The sequence below is a fragment of the Pseudomonas sp. URMO17WK12:I9 genome (genome assembly GCF_900230165.1).
Classification (GTDB): Bacteria; Pseudomonadota; Gammaproteobacteria; order Pseudomonadales; family Pseudomonadaceae; genus Aquipseudomonas; species Aquipseudomonas fulva.
In genome coordinates, this window is record NZ_OCMQ01000001.1 from 309,873 (window position 1) to 330,535 (window position 20,663).

Here is a 20,663-nt window from a genome sequence, read left to right on the forward strand (position 1 = left end):
CCAGTGCAGGTTGCGGGCCGAGCACAGGCGCAGCGTTTGAACGTGTGTCAGGGCTGATCGCGAGGTGTTGCACCCCGCTCAGACAGCCAGCCGGGGCCGGCGTTCGCAGCCGGCCCTGGCCATCACCCTCACGCCTGGGCCGGGGCTGCGAAGGGCACATCCAACGGCGCCGTGTCAAAGTTGCGCAGCAGGTCGATCAGGATCTGCGTGGCCGGGCCCAAGGACTTCTCCTTGCTCGCGTAAAGATAGAACAGCGGATGGCGGCTACCGCCCTGGTCCAGCGGCAGCGGTTTGAGCACACCGTCACGCAGCTCCCGCTCGATCATATGCCGCGGCAACCACGCAAAGCCCAGCCCGCTGCTGACGAAGGTGGCAGCCGTACCCAGGCTGCCGACCGTCCAGCGCTGTTCGGCGCCAAGCCAGCCCACATCGCGTGGCTGAGCGCGGCCCGAATCTCGAATCACCACCTGCAATTGGCTTTCAAGGTCCTGGAACGTCAACTCGCGTCCCAGCCGGTGCAGGCTGTGGTCTGGATGAGCCACGGCCACGAACTCCACCGCGCTCAACTCCGCGCCCAGGTAGCCGCCAATGCTGTAGCTGCTGATGGCAAGGTCGGCGATGCCTTCGAGCATCACCTCCTCGACCCCGGACAGCACTTCCTCGCGCAGGCGCACGCGACAGCCGCGGCTTTGCGGCATGAAGGCGGCCAGGGCACGTACCAGGCGCGCGCTGGGGTAGGCCGCATCGACTACAAGGCGCACCTCGGCTTCCCAACCCTGTTCCATGTGGTGCGCCAGGTCTTCCAATTGGCTGGCCTGCTTGACCAGATGCCGCGAGCGGCGCAGCAGCACGCTGCCTGCCTCGGTCAGCACCGCCTTGCGGCCGTCGATGCGCAGCAACGGCACACCCAACTGTTCCTGCATGCGCGCCACGGTATAACTGACCGATGACTGTGATCGGTGCAGCACCTCGGCAGCCTGGGCAAAGCCGCCGTGATCGACTACAGCTTGCAAGGTCCGCCATTGATCCAGCGTCACGCGCGGCGCTTTCATGTCCTGCTCCTGTTGGCCTAAGCTGCGCTCTACACAAGGAGAACGCCCATGAAGAACTATTGTGCGGCATTGTTGCTATGCCTGCCGGTGACCGCTTTTGCCTATCCCATCGACATGGAAAAACACATGGACGGGGTAAAGGTCGACGCCACTGCCTACGACACGGCCTATGACCTGGGCGCCATTACCTTGGAGAACTACGGCCAGGTGCCCGCCGCCTGCAAGGTGACCTTTCGCAACGGTCCTGAAGCCCCGCGGGTGCGCCGGATAAATGTGCCGGCCGGCAAACGCGCCGACGTCACCGCCAAGTTCACCCGTCAGATCATCAAGCTGCGCGTCACCGTGAACTGCGCGGCTGAATAAACTAATTAATCGATAAATCGTACCGACTATTTACGCTTTTTCATCGATAGGTCAAGCGCTAACCTTCCTCCATCGCATTTATCCCAGCCCAATGGAGGCCGTCATGTCCCACGTTCTGATCGTCGAAAGCAGTGCACGCCAGCAGGATTCGATTTCCCGCCAATTGACCCGGGACTTCACCGCCCAGTGGCGTGCCGCTCACCCGACCGACCAGATTACCGTGCGTGACGTGGCGGCCAACCCGGTGCCGCACCTGGACGCCGACCTGCTCGGCGGCTGGATGAACCCGCAAGACCAGCGCAGTGCAACACAGCTCCAAGCCCTGGAGCGCTCCAACCAGCTGACCGACGAATTGCTGGCAGCCGATGTGCTGGTGCTGGCGGCGCCCATGTATAACTTCACCATACCCAGCACCCTCAAGGCCTGGCTGGACCATGTGCTGCGCGCCGGGATCACCTTCAAGTACACGCCCACCGGCCCTCAGGGCCTGTTGAATGGCAAGCGCGCCATCGTACTGACAGCGCGCGGCGGCATCCATGCAGGGGCTGGTAGCGACCACCAGGAGCCCTACCTGCGGCAGGTGCTGGGCTTCATTGGCATTCACGACGTGACATTCATTCATGCCGAGGGCCTGAACATGAGCGGGGATTTCCATGAAAAGGGCCTGAACCAGGCCAGGGCAAGCCTGGCTTCGGTAGCCTGACTGCAGCGAATCTCACCCCGGGCACCTGTATCAGCGCTTGTGGGTGACCGCTTCATTCGAGCTTCGCAGCGCGTTCAACTCAATACATACCCCACCGGCAACAGCGCTGGCGGCAGCGGCGTCTGCCCCAGTGCGGCCAATACATCACGCTCCACCGTTCGCACCATGGCATCGGTAGGCAGGTCGTTCTCGTCGCGGCCGAACGGGTCTTCCAACTCGTTGCCAATGGCATCGAGCCCAAAGAAGGTGTACCCCACGATGGTCGTGAACAGCGGTGCCAGCCAGCCTAGCGGTTCGGCCAGGGCGAACGGCAGCAACAGGCAGAAGATGTAGATGGTGCGGTGCAGCAGCAAGGTATAGGGGAAGGGCAACGGCGTGCCCTTGATCCGCTCGCAGGTGGCCTGAACCTCCCCAAGGCCCGCCAACCGCTGCGCCAGGAGGTTGTAGCGCCACTCGGACAAGCCCTGCTGCTCGGTCAGCCGCGAACACTGCTCGCCCAGTTGCAGGAGGATGCCGTTACACACGTTGTGAGGGCTGACCGCCTCGGCATTCCCCAGCCAGGGCCGCGCGGCAGCCAGGTCGTCTTCGTCTCGCAGCCTGGCATTGAGCGCCTGTGCGAACCCGCACAGGCTGCGCAGCATCTCGGCGCGTAGCGCGGCATCGGCGATCACCACGCTTTCGCGAGTGAACGACCGAATCTCGACGATCAACTTGCCCCAGGCCTTGCGGCCCTCCCACCAACGGTCGTAACACGCGTTGTTGCGAAAGCTCATGAAAATCGACAGCGACAAGCCGAGCAAGGTGAACGGCGTAGCGCTGACCGGATAGAAGAACGCTGGGTAATGCCGTTCGACCAGGACGATGACCGCCGCCAGCAGTGTGACCATCAGGCAGCGCAGGGCGATCTGTTTGATGATCGACCCTTTGAGGGTGAACAGCACTCGCAGCACACCCTGGGTGGGATGAACGATCATGGCAATCCAGAGACGGCGGGTCAGCCGCCGGTCATGTTCATGAAGCGCAGGATTTGAACGTCGCCGCCCACCTCGAAGTGATGGCGATACGGCTTGAGGTGCAACGAGTCACGAATGGCTTTTTCCAGCCGTTCAGCGTTGCCGGGGTGGGCACGCAGCACGTGCTTGAGATCGACCGAGTGCTCATTGCCCAGGCACAACAACAAGCGCCCCTCTACGGTGAGACGTACGCGGTTGCAGGTGGCGCAGAAATTGTGGCTGTGGGGCGAAATGAACCCCACCCGGGTTTGCGGGGCATCGGCCAGGCGCCAGTACCGCGCGGGGCCCTGCGAAGATTCGGTCGACTCCACCAGGCTGAACTGCTCGGCCAGCGTCGCGCGTACCTCATCGCTTGAGAAAAACGACTCTTCACGGGCGTGCTCGCTGATCTGTCCCAGCGGCATCTCCTCGATGAAGGTGATGTCCAGTTCGCGATCGATCGCAAAGCGCACTAGGTCGACGAGTTCGTCGTCATTGCGCCCTTTGAGTACCACGCAGTTGAGTTTGGTCCGGCGAAAGCCGGCTTTACGTGCAGCATCGATGCCGGCGATCACCTGGTGCAGGTCGCCGGTGCGGGTCAGTTGCTTGAACCGGTCGGCATCCAGGCTGTCGAGGCTGATGTTCAGCCGCGTCACCCCCGCATCGAAGAGCGGTTGCGCCAGGCGCCCCAGCTGCGAGCCGTTGCTGGTCAGGCACAGCTCGCGCAGCCCCGGCAGGGCAGCGATGCGTCCGCACAGGTCGACGATGCCTTGGCGTACCAGCGGCTCGCCCCCGGTCAGACGAATCTTGCGGGTGCCCAGCGCCACGAAACGCTCGGCTACCTGGAATAGTTCTTCAAGGCTCAGGATCTGCTGGCGGGGCAGAAACTGCATGTCCTCGGCCATGCAGTACACGCAACGGAAGTCGCAGCGGTCTGTGACCGACATCCGCAGGTAGTCGATTTTCCGGTTGAAGCCGTCGATCAGTGCCCGGCTGCTCTGTTCCACGTACGCGCTCGAATCAGGGAGGTTGGCCTCCAAGCTAGCGCCTGGTGGGGCGGGCCGTCAAATGGCTTTGACCGACCGACCGATAAATGCTCTCTATCACCGTGCAGCCCCCGCGTTTACGGGGGTCATCGAAGGCGCTTATCACCTCGTAGGATCTTTCGATTGGACGGCTCTACGCCAGGCTTCATAGGCTGGACAAAAGCCATAGCAGGGCGAGGACTTCACCCATGAGCCAGGATCCACACATCCGCGACTACAAAGGCGCCGCTGCCGGCTGGGGCGCGCTCAAGAGCGTGACCAAAAGCTGGCTGGGCAGTGACAACGCCTTCAAGAATTTGCGAGCCATGCTCAAGACCAACCAGAATGGCGGCTTCGACTGCCCTGGTTGCGCCTGGGGCGAGTCGCCGGAAAACGACACGGTAAAGTTTTGCGAGAACGGTGCCAAGGCCGTCAACTGGGAGGCCACTGGGCGCTCGGTCGATCCGGCCTTCTTTGCCCGCTACAGCGTCAGCGCCCTGGCCGATCAGACCGATTACTGGCTGGAGTACCAGGGTCGCCTGACCCATCCCATGCGCTACGATGCAGCCACCGATCACTATGTCGAAACGAGCTGGGCAGAGGCCTTCGCGCTGATCGCCAAGCACCTGCACGCCCTGGAATCACCCGATCAGGCCGAGTTCTATACCTCGGGCCGGGCCAGCAACGAAGCAGCCTTTCTTTATCAGTTGTTCGTGCGCGCCTACGGGACCAACAACTTCCCGGATTGCTCGAACATGTGCCACGAGGCCAGCGGCGTCGGCATGGCGCAGACCTTGGGCGTGGGCAAGGGCACCGTGGTCTTTCACGACCTGGAACTGGCAGACGCCATCTTCGTCATTGGCCAGAACCCTGGCACCAACCACCCGCGCATGCTCGAACCGCTGCGCGAAGCCGTGAAGCGCGGTGCCCAGGTGGTGTGCTTCAACCCGCTCAAGGAGCGGGGTCTGGAGCGCTTCCAGCACCCGCAGCACCCGCTGGAAATGCTCAGCAATGGCTCCGAGCCTACCAATACCGCCTACTTCCGCCCGGCACTGGGCGGAGACATGGCGGTGATGCGCGGCATTGCCAAGTACCTGCTGCAATGGGAGCGCGAAGCCAAGGCCAAGGGTGAACCGGCGGTGTTCGACCATGCTTTCATTGCCGAGCACACCAGCGGCATCGAGGCCTACCTGCAGACCTTGGATGCTACACCCTGGCCTGCCCTCGTGGCGCAGTCCGGGCTGACCCAGGCCGAGATCGAGCAGGCCGCGCGCATGTACCGCAAGGCCGAACGCGTGATCATGTGCTGGGCCATGGGCGTTACCCAGCATCGTCATTCGGTGGCCATCGTGCAGGAAATCGTCAACCTGCAATTGCTGCGTGGCAATGTCGGCAAACCCGGCGCAGGGCTTTCGCCAGTGCGCGGCCACAGCAACGTGCAGGGTGATCGGACCATGGGCATCGACGAGAAGCCCAAGGCCGCCTTGCTCGATGCCTTGCAAGCTCGTTTTGAGTTTCAGGTGCCGCGCACCCACGGGCACAATGCCGTACTGGCGATCAAGGCCATGGAAGAAGGCCGGGCGAAGGTGTTCATCGGCCTTGGGGGTAATTTTGCCCAGGCCACCCCTGACACCGCGCGCACCCATGCCGCCCTGCGCAACTGCGCGCTGACCGTGCAGATTTCCACCAAGCTCAACCGCTCGCACCTGGTGACCGGTGGCGATGCGTTGATCCTGCCCTGCCTGGGCCGCACCGAAATCGACCTGCAGGCCAGCGGCCCGCAAGGCGTGACGGTCGGAGACACCTTCAGCATGGTGCACATCTCCCACGGCCAGTTGCGGCCACGTTCGCCCCACATGCGCTCCGAGCCCTGGATCATTGCCGGCATGGCCCAGGCCACCTTGGGCAAGCACCCCATCGACTGGGAACACGCAGTGGCCGATTACGCCCATATCCGTAGCCTGATTGCCGATGTGATTCCAGGCTTCGAAAACTTCAACGAACGCCTGCAGCAACCTGGGGGCTTTCACCTGGGCAACCACGCCGCCGACCGTATCTGGCGCACCGCCACCGGCAAGGCACAATTCAGCCCCAATGCGCTCCCCGCAGAACTGGTCAACGCCCAGGTGCTGGCGCGTGGCGACAAGCCAGACTTGATCTTGCAGACCTTGCGCTCCCACGACCAGTACAACACCACCCTCTACGGTCTGGATGACCGTTACCGTGGTGTGTTCGGGCTGCGCGAAGTGGTGTTCGTCAACGAGGCCGACATTCGGCGCATGGGGTTCGAGCCGGGTGAGCGCGTCGATCTGGTGTCGTTGTGGGACGACGGCGTCGAACGTCGGGTGTCGGGTTTTCGTCTGGTGGCCTATGACGTACCGCCGGGGCAGGCTGCCGCCTATTACCCGGAAACCAACCCCCTGGTGCCGCTGGAGAGTTATGGTGAAGGGACCTATACCCCGACCTCCAAGTTCGTGGCGATCAAGGTCGAGAAGGCCAAGGCGGATAATCGCATTGCAGCGGCACTGGCGACCGACTGAGTCTGATCAGGCGACAGGGTCACCTCTGCAACCCCGCGTCAACCGCGATTCACTGGAAAAGCCGTGGTGTATTTCATCTGCTCCATGGCAAAGCTCGAGGTAATGTTCGACAACCCATCAGTACTAGTGATCAGCTTCTTGTAGAACCGGTCATACGCTGCGATATCACCCACTACCACCCGCAGCATGTAGTCCCAGTCGCCGGACATGCGGTAGCACTCCATCACCTCCTCGAACGCCGTGACCGTGGCGGCAAACTGCTCCAGCCATGCACTGTCATGACGCTGGGTCTTGACCTGCACGAACACGGTCAGGCCCAGCCCCAGCAGGTCAGGATCCAGCAGGGCCACACGACCAACGATGTAGCCTTCGTCTTCCAGACGCTTGACCCGCTTCCAGCACGGGGTGGTGGACAGGTTGACGGCCTCGGCCAAGGCCTTGAGCGAGAGCGCGGCATCGCGCTGCAACAGGGTCAGGATGTGTCGGTCGAAGCTGTCCATAGGGGGCATGGGCCGTGGCGAAGAAGTTTTCACAGGGTACTCCAAGGTCAGGGCTTTTGCGTTGTGCGATAGTGGCAACCTTACCTCTGCCAACGAGCCCGACCATGTCCGACAAGCCGCGCCATTTCGCCACCCGAACCATTCATGCCGGCGAGCAGTTCGAAGTCGCCGACAATGCCATTTTCCCGGCCATCTTCACGGCCAGTTCGTTCATCAAGCGCGGCCTGGACGACACGCCGGACTACTCCTACAGCCGCGTAGGCAACCCCACCCGCCACGCCTACGAGACCTGTGTTGCAGCCCTGGAAGAAGGCGTCGGGGCGGTGGCCTGTGCGTCAGGCGTGAATGCCACCGCCACCGTGCTGGAACTGCTGCCCAAGGATGCCCACGTGGTGGTGATGAACGGCGTATACGGCGGCACCTTCCGTATCATGGAGGACTACCGCAGCCGTACTTCCGGCCTGACCACCACGTACGTCGATCTCAATGACCTGGAAGCCGTGGCTGCTGCCATCAAGCCCGAAACCCGGCTGATCTGGATTGAGTCACCGACCAACCCATTGTTGCACCTGGTCGATATCAAGGCCGTGTGCGACCTTGCCCGTACCCGGGGCATCCTGACCTGCATCGACAACACCTTCTGCTCACCGTGGAACCAGCGCCCGATCACCCTGGGCGTAGACCTGGTCATGCACTCGGCCAGCAAGTACATCGGTGGCCATTCCGACCTCACCGGTGGCGTGGTGGTGGCGGCCAGCGAAGACCTGCACCGGCAACTGCGCCGCATCAGCATGGCCATCGGCGCGGTGCAAGGGCCGTTCGATTGCTACCTGGCGTTGCGCGGCCTCAAGACCCTGGACGTGCGCATGGAACGCCAGTGTGCCAACGCGCTGGAAGTGGCCCGCAGGCTCGAAGGCCACCCGCAGGTCGAGCAGGTGTACTACCCAGGGCTGCAAAGCCACCCGCAGCATGACCTGTGCAAGCGCCAGATGCGCAGCGGCGGGGCCGTGGTCGCCATCAAGGTCAAGGGCGATCGGGCAGCGCTAAACCGTCTGGTCGAAGCGCTGCAGATTTTCGTACTGGCCGATTCGCTGGGCGGGGTCGAAAGCATGATCAACCATTCCTGGACCATGTCCCACTGCTCCATGAGCCCCGAGCAGAAAGGGGCGATGGGCATCAGCGAAAACCTGTTGCGCCTGTCAGTGGGCATCGAGGCGGTTGCCGACCTGATCGATGACCTGGAAACGGCGCTGGGCGCTTTGGCCGGATAACAAGGGCAAGGCTGTACTGGCGAGGGGTTCAGCGCCAACCCGTCATGCGACCGATGATGGGCTGGCGCCAGCAAAGAGGCCGGTGATTACTTGGGCGGGTGGATGATGCGCTCGATCTTGTCCTTGATCAGCAGCCGCTCGCGGCGCAAGCGCGTGACGGCGTCGTCGTTGGTGCCGTTTTTCTCGGCGGCGACCACTTCCTTGTCCTTGGCGTTGTACTCCTTGTGCAAGCCATGCAGCGTCTGGTCCTTGTCAATGAGCGCCTGGAATGCGTCAGCGGTAACGTGCAAGTCAGCGAGCAGATCGTGCGGAACAGGCATTTCTTCACCTCTGTCAGGGGGATTGGTTAAGGTCCTGACCTCTGAGGATAGCCGCGTTTGCCTCGACGGGGGAGGCCGCGAATCCTGAACCCCTGCTGAACGACTGACAGGTCCTCATCGAAATCAGCGCTTTCACTAAATTGTTACGTTATTTTTCACAGAAAATTGATGGCCCGGTTTCTAGAGTTCGCCCTGCTTGCTCCCAGTGCCATCCGGCGCTGGTGGTCACTTCTCTTGGTTGCGAACCTGAATGCTCAACATCAAACCCCTGCGCACCGAATGGGTCACGCTGCTGGCCAGCCTGTACCTGTTGATCGGCATGAATGTTTTCCTGTGGCAGCACCTGGAGCAAGTCGTGCCCCCCGGCTTGCCCGGCCTGTGGCTGACCCTCGCGTTTGCGGTGCTGATGTTGTTCGCCTTCAACCTCATCCTTACCCTCATTGCCTTCCGCTATGTGCTCAAGCCCTTGCTGGTGCTGCTGTTCGTCAGTGGCGCGGCGGTGGCGTACTTCATGAATCGCTACGGCGTGCTGATCGACGCGGGCATGTTCGCCAACATCGCCGAAACCAACGTGGCAGAAGTGCGCGACCTGCTGTCGCTGAAGTTCGCCTTGTACATCCTTGGCCTTGGGGTGTTGCCCTCGGTGCTGCTATGGCGAGCACCGGTGGTGTACCGGCCGTGGCAGCGCGAGCTGTTCGGCAAGCTGGTGGTCACGGCGGCCTGCGTGGTAGGCCTGGGCTCGGTGGGGTTGGCCAATTATCAGGGCCTGTCGTCGCTGTTTCGCAATCATCATGAACTGCGCCTGATGCTGACCCCCAGCAATATCGTCGGTGCCTCCATGGCGTACGTGAGCGAGCGGGTGGTCACTAGTGCACGCCCCTTTGCGCACTATGGCGAAGATGCCGCCCGCACCCCGGACTGGCAGCATCACCAGCGCAAATCCCTGACGGTGCTGGTCGTGGGTGAAAGCGCGCGCGCCGATCACTTCGGCGTGCTGGGCTACAACCGCGATACCACCCCCAGGCTTGCCGCCGAGCAGGGGTTGCTGGCGTTCTCGGACGTTCATTCCTGCGGCACTGAAACGGCTGTGTCGGTACCCTGCATGTTCTCCGGCATGCCCCGCAAAGCCTACGATGCCCGCGTTGCCAAGAACCGTGAAGGGTTGCTCGATATCCTCGAACGGGCAGGCCTGGACGTGCAGTGGCGCGACAACCAGTCCGGGTGCAAGGGCACCTGCGACCGCGTGCAGTTCATCAACATGAGCAAGCTCAAGGACCCGCAGTTCTGCGCCGAAGGCGAGTGCCACGACGAAATCCTGCTGCAGGGCCTGGGCGAGCTGATCGACCATTTGGACAAGGACACCGTGCTGGTGCTGCACCAGATGGGCAGCCACGGGCCCGACTACTTCAAACGCTACCCCAAGGCCGAGCAGCGCTTTGCCCCGGTGTGCCAGAGCAACGCCTTGGACCAGTGCAGCCAAGCGCAGATCATCAATGGCTACGACAACACCCTGGCCTACACCGACCGGGTCCTGGCCAGCCTGATCGACACCCTGCGCAGCCGGCAGGACAAGGTCGATACGGCCATGATCTACCTGTCAGACCATGGCGAATCGCTGGGCGAGTACAACCTGTTCCTGCACGGGACACCGTACGCCATCGCTCCGGAACAGCAAAAGCATGTACCGCTGCTGGCCTGGTTCTCCGACAGCTATCAACAGGACTTCGGTGTCGATACCGGTTGCCTGGCCAAGTTGAACGACGCGCCCTTGTCCCAGGACAACCTGTTCCACTCGATGCTGGGGTTGCTGCAAGTTCACACCCAGGTGTACGAGCGTTCCCTGGACCTGTTCGCCAGCTGCCGGCCCTGGCTCACCGCCAAGCGTTGAGCAGGCCGCCGGCCGGGTTGCACAGTCCATGAAATTGCACCATTGATCGACATCAAGGATGGCCCGGGTTTCACCAGCAGTGCCCGCGCCGTATATACTGCGCGCCAATGTTAGTGGGAGAGCCTTGTGGCCATCGAAATTCACTGGATCCGTGACGAACTGAGCCTGGCCGAACACTGCCGCGACTGGCGCCAATTGCCCTTTGTCGCGGTCGATACCGAATTCATGCGCGTCGACACCTTCTACCCCAAGGCAGGGCTGATCCAGATTGGCGATGGCAAGTGCGCGTTCCTGATCGACCCGCTGTTGATCGGCAACTGGCAGCCGCTGGCCGAGCTGATCGAAGACCGTAACGTGGTCAAGGTGCTGCATGCCTGCAGCGAGGACCTGGAGGTGTTGCTGCGCCTGACCGGCAAGCTGCCCCAGCCGCTGTTCGACACCCAGCTGGCCGCCGGCTACCTCAACCTGGGCTTCTCCATGGGCTATTCGCGGTTGGTGCAGGAGGTGCTGGGCATCGACCTGCCCAAAGGCGAAACCCGCTCCGACTGGCTGCAACGCCCGCTGTCCGAGACCCAGGTCAGCTATGCTGCCGAGGACGCCGTGCACCTGGCCGAGCTGTTCAGCGCCTTGCGTGCGCGCCTGTCCGACGACAAGTATGCCTGGGTGTTGGAAGACGGTGCTGAACTGGTGGCCCAGTTGCGCCGCGAGGTACAGCCCGACAGCCTGTACCGCGAGGTCAAGCTGGCGTGGAAACTGTCGCCCCAGCAATTGGCGGTGCTGCGCGCCCTGTGCGCCTGGCGCGAGCGCGAGGCCCGCCTGCGCGATGTTCCGCGCAACCGCATCCTCAAGGAGCATGCGCTGTGGCCCATTGCCAAGAGCCAGCCGACCAACCTGGCGGCCTTGGCCCGCATCGACGACATGCACCCGCGCACCTTGCGCCAGGATGGCGAAACCTTGCTGCAACTGATCAAGCACGCCGCCAGCCTGCCGGCCGAACAATGGCCCGAGCCACTGCCTGAGCCGCTGCCGATCGAAGCCTCGGGCATTCTCAAGCAACTGCGCGCCGTCGGCCAGGCCGAAGGGCAGCGGTTGGGCATCGCGCCCGAGCTGATGCTGCGCAAGAAAACCCTCGAGGCCCTGCTTAAAAGCGGTTACCCCGACGGCCCTTACACCTTGCCCGATTCGCTGCGCGGCTGGCGCCGTGAGCGGATGGGCCAGGCACTGCTGGACAGCCTGGCCGGTGCCGGAGACCCTCAATGAAACGCATCTGCTCGATCTACAAGAGCCCCCGCAAGAACGAAATGTACCTATACGTGCTCAAGGCCGATGGCCTGCAACGCGTACCCGAAGGCTTGCTGCCGTTCTTCGGCACGCCCCAGCACGCCTTCGACCTGGTGCTCAGCCCCGAACGCAAGCTGGCCCGCGAAGACATCACCAAGGTGCTGGAAAACCTCGACAACCAGGGGTATCACCTGCAGATGCCGCCGCCGGATGACGAGTACATCGAGCACCTGCCCGATGAGTTGCTGCACCGTAACGATCCCGCCTGATCATGCGCGTACTGATTGCCGAGCATGACCACGTCCGCTACGCCGACCTGTTGCACCAGGCGGCACCGCACCTTGACGTCCTGACCAGCGACGACTCCGCGCAACTGGCCCGGCTGGCGCCGCAGTGCCCGGTGTGGCTCGGTCAGCCCGACCTGCTGGCGAGCCTGTTGCGCCAGGGGCATCGGCCTCACTGGATGCAGTCGACCTGGGCCGGCGTGACGCCGCTGCTGGCGGCGGGACTGCCCCGCGAGTATCGCCTGACCCGCGCCGTGGGCATTTTCGGTCAGGTCATGGCCGAATACATGCTCACCTACATGCTGGGCCATGAACGGCACGTCCTGTCGCGCCTGGTCAGCCAGGTGGAGCGGCGCTGGGACGACCGCCCCGGTTGCTCGCTGCAGGGCCGCAAGGTGTTGATCGTTGGCACCGGCGACATCGGTCAGGCGGTGGCCGAGTTCCTGCGTCCGTTCGGGGTGGTGCTGTACGGTGTGGCCAGTGAGGCCCGTGAACAGCCGCCATTCGTCGAGGTAGCCGCCCTGGACGATCTCGCGCGCCTGGTGGGCCAGGTCGATTATGTGCTGAACCTGCTGCCCGACACGCCGGCCACGCACGATATCTTTGACGCGGCGATGTTCCGGCGTTTTCAGCCGACTGCTTTGTTCATCAATGCCGGACGCGGTGTGGCAGTCGTCGACGCGGACCTGGTGGATGCGCTGAAGGAGGGTCACCTGGCCGGGGCGGTGATCGATGTATGCCGCCAGGAACCGCTGCCCAGGCAGCATCCGTTCTGGACCGCCTGGGGCCTGTTGCTCACCGGACACAGCGCCGCGCCCACCACGCCTGCGGCCATGGTGCGGTTGTTTCTCGACAACCTGCAGGCGTTCGAAGCCGACCAGGCGCTGCGCGGCGAAGTGGACTTCGACCGCGGGTATTGATCGTTCGGCCTGGGCCAGAGCGCGTTGCCTGCGGGTAGCGCCTCATGGCGGCCCTTCACGCGTACCGATCTACCACGCGCCTGTGCGCGAGCATGGCTGACAAGCGGTCTGGTATTGCTGCATGCCAGGCCCTAGACTGGCGCCGCCACGGCCAGCAGCTCCATGCTGCACGCCTTAACGAACCGTTTCAGGCGCTGTCTGCTTCGGGCCCGATGCCGGACACGCGCTGCTGATCCCTTGCAGGAATTCGCGTCATGATCGCTGACAACGCCCCCTTCTGGCGGCGCAAAACCCTCGAGCAACTCAACCCGCAGGAATGGGAATCGCTGTGCGACGGTTGCGGGCTGTGCTGCCTGCAAAAGCTCGAGGACGAGGACGACAACAGTGTTTATTACACCCGCATCGCCTGCACGTTGCTCGACCTCGACACCTGCCAGTGCACCGACTACCCCAATCGCTTCGCCCAAGTGCCCGACTGCATTCAGCTCACCCCGGGCAAGGCTGACCAGTTTCGGTGGTTGCCAGCGACCTGCGGTTACCGGCTGGTCAGCGAAGGCAAGGACCTGCCGGCCTGGCACCACCTGGTATGCGGTGACCGCCAGCAAGTGCATGAACAGCGCATATCCCAGGCCGGGCGCATGCTCAGCGAGCGTGACGTGCACGAGGACGACTGGGAAGACCACCTGATCTTTCGCGCCAGCTAACCAGGCGCTTTACCCACTGGTGAACAAGGAGTGTCGGTATGCGTTGCCGTTTGAGTGTGCTGGTGGCCATGTTGGGATTGCTGGCGGTGGCACCGGCCTGGGCGAAAAAAGTCGATCTTGACTATCAGGTCCGGTTGTTGCCCGCGACCGGGCAAGCCGAAGTGCGCCTCACGCTTGCCGATGGCAGCGCCGTGCGCAGCCTGGACTTCGACCTGGGCAAGGCGGGGGCCTACAGCGGCTTCCAGGCAGATGGCCACTGGCAGCTTCGCGGCCAGCGCGGGGTATGGCAGCCAGCGGCTGGCAAGACCAGCCTGAGCTATCGCGTGCAGTTGAACCAGCTCCACGGTCCTGGGGTGTACAACACCCGTATGACGGCGCACTGGGCACTGTTCCTGGGCGACCAACTGGTCCCACCCGGTCGGCTGGACCAGCAGGACGGCACGGAGTTGGTCGCCCGCCTGGCATTCGATTTGCCCGAAGGCTGGAAAAGCGTCGAGACCGCCTGGCCACGTATTGGTAAGGACAAGTTCCGCATCGACAACGTCTCGCGGCTGTTTGATCGACCCACCGGCTGGATGCTGGCTGGCAACCTGGGTAGCCGCCGTGCGCGCCTGGGCGAAACCGACGTGACGGTGGCAGCGCCGGTCGGGGAGGGGATGCGCCGCCTGGACAACCTGACCTTGCTGACCTACATCTGGCCGCAACTGCAGGCCACCTTCCCAAGAAACCCGCCCAAACTGCTGGTGGTGGGCGCACGCGATCACATGTGGCGCGGGGCGATGGCCGCTCACGGCTCGCTCTACCTGCACAGTGGCCAGGCCATGGTCAGCGAGAGCGGTAGCAGCCCACTGCTGCGCGAAGTGGTCCAGTTGTTCACGCAGCTGCGTGGGCGTGAGGGCAATGACTGGTTGATCGAGAGCTTGACCGACTATTACGCCACCGAGCTCCTGCGCCGATCAGGCGGCCTGAGTGATGACCGTTACCAGGCCTGGCAGGCGCGCCTGAGCAAGCAGGGCGCAAGTGTCAAGCACCTCAAGGGGCAGCAGGCAACGCCTGCCCAAGTGGCGCGAGGGGTGATGCTGTTGCAGGCGCTGGACAAGGAGATCCGTATTCACACCCAGGCCCGGCAATCGCTCGACGACGTGGCGCGAGGGCTGATGCGGCTACCGAGCGTCAGCCTCGAGGACTTCGTGCAGATCAGTGAAAACGTACTTGGGCGTCGGTCGGAGGCGTTGCAGAGCAAAGTGCTGCGTTGACGCGCTACGCAATGCCTGATGGAAGCCACGCGTTGCACAACCTTTGAAGGCCATCGGGTCCGTAAAGCGGTTCCAGCAGTACGGAATCTGAGATTCCGGAGCTGCTGCGCAGCCCGTCGCGGCCGGTCCGGCGCCCCGGCCGCCCTCAAGTCGAACGTGTGACGACTACCAATCAAACCGCAAGACGTCATGGTTACGCCTTGCCGCAGCGCCGCCACGGCAAGGCCAAAACACTGGCCAGGGCATCACACTCCAGCGACAGGGTCCTTGCCAGTCACCGTCACGCCTTCGGTGGCCGCTTTAGCACTGTCCTTCAGTGCAGTCAGCTCGTCCCCAGTACGCTTGAGGTCCGATTTCAGCTGATCGTACTGATCGCGGTGGTGCTGCAACCACGCCTTGGTAGCGCAATGCCCGGTAAAGCCGCGCACCAGCGCCAGGCCACCGACGGCCACTTTGAACAGCCCTACGATACCGCCCTGGCTCAGCCCTTTGCCCACCAGCAAAGCACCACCGGCCAACGACGTGGCGCGTTCGATGCCATGGACGTTCTTTTCCTGCAACGGTGCATCAGCGTGATTATCAAGCATTGGTAAGCCCTCTTCGTGATGTGTAAGCAGCTGACCTGCCGGCGGCGGGCGGCGTTCACTCCATGTGCCAGGCGAGCCTCCTGGCGGTCATGACAGCGCACGCATCACTTGAATTTCGGGCCTGAGCGGGTGTTCAGGCCCTTGGCCAGGCGGTCGTACAGCACCACGTTCACCGTCGCTGCCAGGTTCATGCAACCGGTAGTGGGGATGTAGATGGTTTCCTCGCACCAGGCCCTGACGTCGGGGCTAAGGCTGCCGTCTTCGGGGCCGAAGATGTAGATGGCCCGGTCCGGGTGGGTATAGTCGGGCAGGGGGCGGGCGCCTTCGACCAGCTCCACCGCCACCGGGGTGCAGTCCAGCGGGATGATGCGTTGCAGGTCATCGATGCCGATCAGCGGAATGTCGTAGTGCACGCGCTTGGTGTCGGTCACGAAGTCCCGCGCGCGTTCGTACCGCTTGCCGGTATAGAACACCGAGTTTACCCCGTAGCAGCCGGCCGCACGCATCACCGAGCCTACGTTTTCGGCCGACTTGGGGTTGAACAGGCCGATGCAACTGTATCGTTTGTTAGCCACGAACCGGGGCCCTTCGCAAAAAAGACGCGATTATACGGGTTGCCCGGTCATAGCGGGTGCTACCGGTCAGTCCTTCTTCAGCATGCCTGCCAGCGCTGCGAACGGATTGTGGGTGGCCTTGGCAATGCTAGGGGTGCTGGTAGAGCCTTCGCTGAAGTATTGCTGATCGGTGTAGCGCGAGTGTTCGTTGTCGTGGCAGTAGAGGCACAGCAGCTCCCAGTTGGAGCCGTCCTGCGGGTTGTTGTCGTGGTTGTGGTCGCGGTGATGCACGGTCAGCTCGCTCAGGCGCTTGCCGGCGAACTCGCGTGCGCAGCGCCCGCATACATGCGGGTACATCCTCAGGGCCTTGTCGCGGTAGCCCATTTCCTTGTCGCGCTTGGCATCGGCGAGAATGCGGTCCAGGCGCGCAGTGGCGGCGGAAGTAGAGGAGGTCATGGTGTTTCCTTCGTTCTGATCAGGCAAATGACGGTTATGCCGTCGAGTCTAGCGCGGCTGCATGATCGGCGCACAGGCGAAAAATGTCATATGGGCGTAGCCTGTAGGAAGGTTCTGAACAGGAGGTTGCCGATGCTTGCTGCGATTCTCGCCGTTGTCCTGGCGGCAGGCGTGCCTGCGGCTCACGCTGCCAGCACGCCACCCCGGTTGACCACACCTGTACCCGGCGCGCCGGGCACGCCTACCCCCACGCCGTATCCGCAGATCACCCCAAGCAGCCCGCCCAAGGCCACCGGCACTTCCCAAGGGGCACCTTTGCTACCGCCAATGCCAGTGCCTGGCCCGCCAAAGGACCAGCCTTTACCAGGGTTGCGGCAGGATGCAGAGAAACCGGTGCGGGACCAGGAGTGAGCGAAGGCGGCTGTCCTAGCGTTGCCGATAGCGCCACAACCGAACACGAACGCCAAGGCCGCTGGGGCCGCCTCACACACACAAACAGCTCGAAACCTCAGGCAACCCCCAGCTCACCCAGCACAAACCCGTACTCCAGGGCTACATCTTTCAACCCCTGGTAACGCCCGCTCATACCCCCGTGTCCGGCACCCATTTCGGTCTTGAGCAGCAGCAAGTTGTCATCGGTCTTGCGCGTACGCAGGCGGGCGACCCACTTGGCCGCTTCCCAGTACTGCACCCGGCTGTCGTTGTAGCCGGCCACCACCAACATCGCCGGGTAAGGCTGGGCTTTCACGTTCTCATACGGCGCATAGGCCTTGATGCGCTCATACACCTCAGGTACCTCGGGATTGCCCCATTCGTCATACTCGGTCACCGTCAACGGCAGCTCAGGGTCGAGCATGGTGTTGAGGACATCCACGAACGGCACCTCGGCGATGGCACAGCGAAACAGCTCGGGACGCAGGTTCAACACGGCGCCGATCAGCAGCCCGCCAGCGCTGCCCCCGCTGATGGCCAGGGTGGCGGGGGACGTCACGCCCTCGTTGATCAGGTGTTCGGCGCACGCGATGAAGTCGCTGAAGGTATTGCACTTGTGCTCCTGCTTGCCGGCACGGTACCAGGCCTCGCCCAACTCGCCGCCGCCGCGCACATGGGCAATGGCAAACGCCACGCCACGTTCCAGCAGGCTCAGCCGCGCATGGGAGAACCACGGGTCCAGGCTCTCGCCATAAGCGCCGTATCCGTACAGGTAGAGCGGTGTCGTGCGGCCCACATCCTGACGCCGTCGCACCAGGCTGATCGGTACCTGGGTGCCATCTGCGGCCGTGGCCCACAGGCGTTCGCTGACATAAGCGTCGGCATCGAAGGGCCCCAGCACCGGCGTCTGCTTGAGCACTTCCTGTGCGCCAGTGGCCAGCGCCAGCTGCCGCACCTGGGCCGGCCGGTTCAGCGCCTCGTAGCGCAAGCGTATCCGAGGACTGTCGAATTCCAGGCTGTCCTGCACGTACAGGCTATAGGCGGCGTCGGGTAAAGCCACCCGGTAGGGCGCCAGCCCCTGTGGGCGCACTTCGATGATCGGCAGCCCGCCGTCACGCAGACTCAGGGTCAACGCGCTGGCATTGAGGCTCAGCCCTTCGAGCATGATGTCATCGCGATGGCCTACCAACAGCTGCCACTGGGCGCGGCTAGGCACGGGGTCGACTGGGGCGTGATACAAGGCGAAGTTGATGCCGTCCTGGTTGGTGCGGATGAACCATCGCCACTGCCCATCGAGCAGGCCATGATCGGGGAAGTATTCATGGCTTTCCACGCGCGGTGCCAGGCAGGTGAACGGCGCTTGCGGCGTGGCCGCGTCCAGCACCCAGGCTTCGCTAGTGGTCTTGCTGTTGAGCAGCAGCACCAATTGGCGTTCGGAACTGGTGCGGTAACAGTGCAGGAAGAACCGGCCATCGGGCTCCTCGAACACCCGCTGGGCACCGTCCTGACCCAACGTATGCCGGTACAGCCGCCAAGGGCGATGGGTATCGTCGAGTTCGGCAAAGAACAGCGTGCGGCTGTCATTGGCCCAGGTCAGGCTGCCATCGCAGCCGTCGAAGGGCAGGGTGGTTACATCGCCTGTGGCCAGATCCTTGACGTACAAGGTGTAGATTTCGTCCCCGCTGGTGTCCAGGCTATAGGCCAACAGGCGATGGTCGGGACTAACGTTGAACGCCCCCAGCGAAAGAAAGCCCCCGCCTGCCAGGGCGTTGGGGTCCAGCAACAGTTGCTCCTGGCCTTCATCGACCGTGTTGGAATCATCGCCAGGGCGTGGGCAGCGGTAATGGCGGGGGTATTCATCGCCAGCGGTGGTACGGGTGTAGTACAGGTAGGGCCCCCATGGCGAAGGAAGGGACAGATCGGTTTCCTGGATGCGGCCCTTGATCTCCTCGAACAACTGCTCGCGCAACGGGGCCTGATGAGCCAGACAGGCTTGCTGGTAGGCGTTTTCCGCTTCGAGGTAGGCCAGTACCTGGGGCTCGTCACGCTGTTGCAGCCACGCATAGGGGTCGGTCGCGTCGTCGGCTCTGGCCAGGGGCGGCAAGTGGGTGCTTGGCATCGAATTTCTCTCGGTTCTTGAAGGGCGCTGCCGGCAGCTTCGTTGGCGTGCCGGTACAGGCAAACACTGTTTGCGCCAGGAAATGTGTTTATCATAGGCACCTCTTTGCCTGGCTTGCACGATTACCATGATCGAGAACGACTACACCCTGGCCTGGGGCCTCTACGCCGTGGCCGCCCTGGGCTGCCTTCTGGTGGGCTTCAAGCTCACCGGCTGGATGTGGCGCTGGCTACGCGAACCACTGCGCGTCGTGCTGGCGGTGCTGCTGCTTACGCCGACCGTGGTCGACCCAGTCAAGGACAGCTTCGCTCCGGCCATTGCCATCACGGTGCTGGACGTCGCCTTCAAAGTGGGCAACAACGCCTGGCGCGCAGTATCGGACTTTGCCATGTACGGCATGATCGCCTTCGTGCTGTATTTCCTGTTCGTGCTGGTGCGTTGGCCGCTGGAGAAACGCGCCCGCGAGCGCCGCCTGCGTGCCCAAGCCGCCGCCCAGCGCGAGGCCGCCGAAGCGCAGGCGCTGGCGCCTGGGGAGGCCTTGGCCGCGGAACGCAGCGATCGTTACCGTGACGACCCGCCTGCGCTGCCTGCCGGCGCTGGCCGGGTCGAGCCCCGCCTGTAAACGGAGACACCGCCATGTGCGAACTGCTGGGCATGAGTGCTAACGTCCCCACCGACATCGTCTTCAGCTTCACCGGCCTGATCCAACGCGGCGGGCGCACCGGCCCGCACCGTGACGGCTGGGGCATCGGCTTTTACGAAGGGCGCGGCCTGCGCCTGTTCCAGGACCCTGCCGCCAGCAGCGAGTCCGAAGTGGCCAACCTGGTAAGACGCTACCCGATCAAGAGCGAAGTGGTGATCGGGCACATCCGCCAGGCCAATGTCGGCAAGGTCTGCCTGGCCAACACCCACCCCTTCATGCGCGAGATGTGGGGGCGCAACTGGTGCTTTGCCCACAACGGCCAACTGGGTGATTTCACCGGTTCCACAAGCTTTTACCAGCCCATTGGCGATACCGACAGCGAGGCGGCGTTTTGTGACCTGCTCAATCGCATCCGCGGCGCCTTCCCGGAGCCGGTGCCGGTGGAACAGCTACTGCCGGTGCTGGTCGAAGCCTGTGCCGGTTATCGCGCCCGCGGCGTGTTCAACTGCATGCTCAGCGATGGCGACTGGCTGTTCTGCTTCTGTTCGACGAAACTGGTCCACATTACCCGCCGCGCGCCGTTTGGCGCGGCGCGGCTGAAGGATGTAGACCTGATCGTCGATTTCCATACCCAAACCACCCCCAACGACGTGGTCACGGTGATCGCCACCGAGGCCTTGACCGAGAACGAAACCTGGAACCGCTACGCGCCAGGTCAGTGGGCCCTGTGGCGGCACGGCGAGTGCACCGCGCACGGGCAAAGCTAAGGATGC

22 protein-coding genes are annotated in these 20,663 nt (G+C 63.3%); 13 read left to right on the top strand and 9 right to left on the bottom strand.

The window, feature by feature from the left end; genetic code table 11:
* Positions 1 to 128: 128 nt before the first annotated feature.
* Positions 129 to 1,052 (bottom strand): LysR family transcriptional regulator, encoded by a 924-nt coding sequence (locus CRP40_RS01390; RefSeq protein ID WP_027915807.1) that lies wholly within the window; start codon positions 1,050 to 1,052, stop codon positions 129 to 131.
* Positions 1,053 to 1,100: 48 nt separating this feature from the next.
* On the opposite strand from CRP40_RS01390, the gene CRP40_RS01395 reads away from it, so the two are divergent.
* The gene (locus CRP40_RS01395) at positions 1,101 to 1,415 is read left to right on the top strand and encodes a hypothetical protein (protein WP_027915808.1); all 315 of its coding nucleotides are present in this window, start codon (positions 1,101 to 1,103) and stop codon (positions 1,413 to 1,415) included.
* A 103-nt stretch (positions 1,416 to 1,518) separates the two neighbouring features.
* Positions 1,519 to 2,118, top strand: a complete 600-nt coding sequence (locus CRP40_RS01400; protein WP_027915809.1) for an FMN-dependent NADH-azoreductase — start codon at positions 1,519 to 1,521, stop codon at positions 2,116 to 2,118.
* Positions 2,119 to 2,192: 74 nt separating this feature from the next.
* Here the strand turns inward: CRP40_RS01400 and CRP40_RS01405 are convergent, their stop codons facing one another.
* Positions 2,193 to 3,092 (bottom strand): bestrophin family protein, encoded by a 900-nt coding sequence (locus CRP40_RS01405; protein WP_027915810.1) that lies wholly within the window; start codon positions 3,090 to 3,092, stop codon positions 2,193 to 2,195.
* A gap of 20 nt (positions 3,093 to 3,112) precedes the next feature.
* Positions 3,113 to 4,117: a GTP 3',8-cyclase MoaA gene (moaA, locus tag CRP40_RS01410; RefSeq protein WP_027915811.1), complete on the bottom strand. Its 1,005-nt coding sequence runs from the start codon at positions 4,115 to 4,117 to the stop codon at positions 3,113 to 3,115.
* Between the two features lie 227 nt (positions 4,118 to 4,344).
* Here moaA and CRP40_RS01415 point away from each other — a divergent pair, with 227 nt between their 5' ends.
* Positions 4,345 to 6,675 carry an FdhF/YdeP family oxidoreductase gene (locus CRP40_RS01415; RefSeq protein ID WP_027915812.1) on the top strand — a complete coding sequence of 777 codons (2,331 nt, stop codon included), beginning with the start codon at positions 4,345 to 4,347 and terminating at the stop codon, positions 6,673 to 6,675.
* A 38-nt stretch (positions 6,676 to 6,713) separates the two neighbouring features.
* Here the strand turns inward: CRP40_RS01415 and CRP40_RS01420 are convergent, their stop codons facing one another.
* A complete protein-coding gene (locus CRP40_RS01420; RefSeq protein ID WP_027915813.1) occupies positions 6,714 to 7,175 on the bottom strand; it encodes an Lrp/AsnC family transcriptional regulator in 462 nt (153 codons plus the stop codon).
* Between the two features lie 104 nt (positions 7,176 to 7,279).
* Here CRP40_RS01420 and CRP40_RS01425 point away from each other — a divergent pair, with 104 nt between their 5' ends.
* Positions 7,280 to 8,446: a PLP-dependent aspartate aminotransferase family protein gene (locus tag CRP40_RS01425; RefSeq protein ID WP_027915814.1), complete on the top strand. Its 1,167-nt coding sequence runs from the start codon at positions 7,280 to 7,282 to the stop codon at positions 8,444 to 8,446.
* Between the two features lie 86 nt (positions 8,447 to 8,532).
* Here the strand turns inward: CRP40_RS01425 and CRP40_RS01430 are convergent, their stop codons facing one another.
* Positions 8,533 to 8,766 (bottom strand): YdcH family protein, encoded by a 234-nt coding sequence (locus tag CRP40_RS01430; protein ID WP_027915815.1) that lies wholly within the window; start codon positions 8,764 to 8,766, stop codon positions 8,533 to 8,535.
* A 250-nt stretch (positions 8,767 to 9,016) separates the two neighbouring features.
* Between CRP40_RS01430 and CRP40_RS01435 the strand changes: the two genes are divergently transcribed.
* From CRP40_RS01435 to CRP40_RS01460, 6 genes are all read left to right on the top strand, one after another.
* Positions 9,017 to 10,654 (top strand): phosphoethanolamine--lipid A transferase, encoded by a 1,638-nt coding sequence (locus CRP40_RS01435; protein WP_027915816.1) that lies wholly within the window; start codon positions 9,017 to 9,019, stop codon positions 10,652 to 10,654.
* A gap of 126 nt (positions 10,655 to 10,780) precedes the next feature.
* Positions 10,781 to 11,914, top strand: coding sequence for a ribonuclease D (gene rnd, locus CRP40_RS01440; protein WP_027915817.1), 1,134 nt, complete (start codon positions 10,781 to 10,783; stop codon positions 11,912 to 11,914).
* Positions 11,911 to 12,204, top strand: coding sequence for a YcgL domain-containing protein (locus CRP40_RS01445; protein ID WP_023534892.1), 294 nt, complete (start codon positions 11,911 to 11,913; stop codon positions 12,202 to 12,204). The genes rnd and CRP40_RS01445 overlap by 4 nt, the downstream gene beginning before the upstream one ends.
* Before the next feature lie 2 nt (positions 12,205 to 12,206).
* Positions 12,207 to 13,139: a D-2-hydroxyacid dehydrogenase gene (locus CRP40_RS01450; RefSeq protein WP_027915818.1), complete on the top strand. Its 933-nt coding sequence runs from the start codon at positions 12,207 to 12,209 to the stop codon at positions 13,137 to 13,139.
* 254 nt (positions 13,140 to 13,393) lie between these two features.
* Entirely contained in the window at positions 13,394 to 13,843 is a 450-nt protein-coding gene (locus CRP40_RS01455; protein ID WP_027915819.1) for a YcgN family cysteine cluster protein, read from the top strand.
* Positions 13,844 to 13,881: 38 nt separating this feature from the next.
* Positions 13,882 to 15,099, top strand: coding sequence for a hypothetical protein (locus CRP40_RS01460; protein WP_027915820.1), 1,218 nt, complete (start codon positions 13,882 to 13,884; stop codon positions 15,097 to 15,099).
* Positions 15,100 to 15,344: 245 nt separating this feature from the next.
* Here CRP40_RS01460 and CRP40_RS01465 read toward each other — a convergent pair whose 3' ends face one another.
* The 3 genes from CRP40_RS01465 to CRP40_RS01475 form a co-directional block, all read right to left on the bottom strand.
* Complete coding sequence (locus tag CRP40_RS01465) at positions 15,345 to 15,686, bottom strand: DUF2892 domain-containing protein (protein ID WP_027915821.1); 342 nt, start codon at positions 15,684 to 15,686, stop codon at positions 15,345 to 15,347.
* Positions 15,687 to 15,790: 104 nt separating this feature from the next.
* On the bottom strand, positions 15,791 to 16,261 hold the full coding sequence (locus CRP40_RS01470; protein WP_027915822.1) for an RNA methyltransferase: 471 nt from the start codon (positions 16,259 to 16,261) through the stop codon (positions 15,791 to 15,793).
* Positions 16,262 to 16,327: 66 nt separating this feature from the next.
* Positions 16,328 to 16,696 (bottom strand): YajD family HNH nuclease, encoded by a 369-nt coding sequence (locus CRP40_RS01475; RefSeq protein WP_023534919.1) that lies wholly within the window; start codon positions 16,694 to 16,696, stop codon positions 16,328 to 16,330.
* 132 nt (positions 16,697 to 16,828) lie between these two features.
* Here CRP40_RS01475 and CRP40_RS01480 point away from each other — a divergent pair, with 132 nt between their 5' ends.
* The gene (locus CRP40_RS01480) at positions 16,829 to 17,107 is read left to right on the top strand and encodes a hypothetical protein (RefSeq protein ID WP_080992821.1); all 279 of its coding nucleotides are present in this window, start codon (positions 16,829 to 16,831) and stop codon (positions 17,105 to 17,107) included.
* A 97-nt stretch (positions 17,108 to 17,204) separates the two neighbouring features.
* Here CRP40_RS01480 and CRP40_RS01485 read toward each other — a convergent pair whose 3' ends face one another.
* Entirely contained in the window at positions 17,205 to 19,247 is a 2,043-nt protein-coding gene (locus CRP40_RS01485; RefSeq protein ID WP_027915823.1) for a S9 family peptidase, read from the bottom strand.
* 127 nt (positions 19,248 to 19,374) lie between these two features.
* Between CRP40_RS01485 and CRP40_RS01490 the strand changes: the two genes are divergently transcribed.
* Entirely contained in the window at positions 19,375 to 19,869 is a 495-nt protein-coding gene (locus CRP40_RS01490) for a hypothetical protein (protein WP_027915824.1), read from the top strand.
* A gap of 14 nt (positions 19,870 to 19,883) precedes the next feature.
* A complete protein-coding gene (locus CRP40_RS01495; RefSeq protein ID WP_023534887.1) occupies positions 19,884 to 20,657 on the top strand; it encodes a class II glutamine amidotransferase in 774 nt (257 codons plus the stop codon).
* The last annotated feature ends 6 nt before the right edge of the window (positions 20,658 to 20,663 follow it).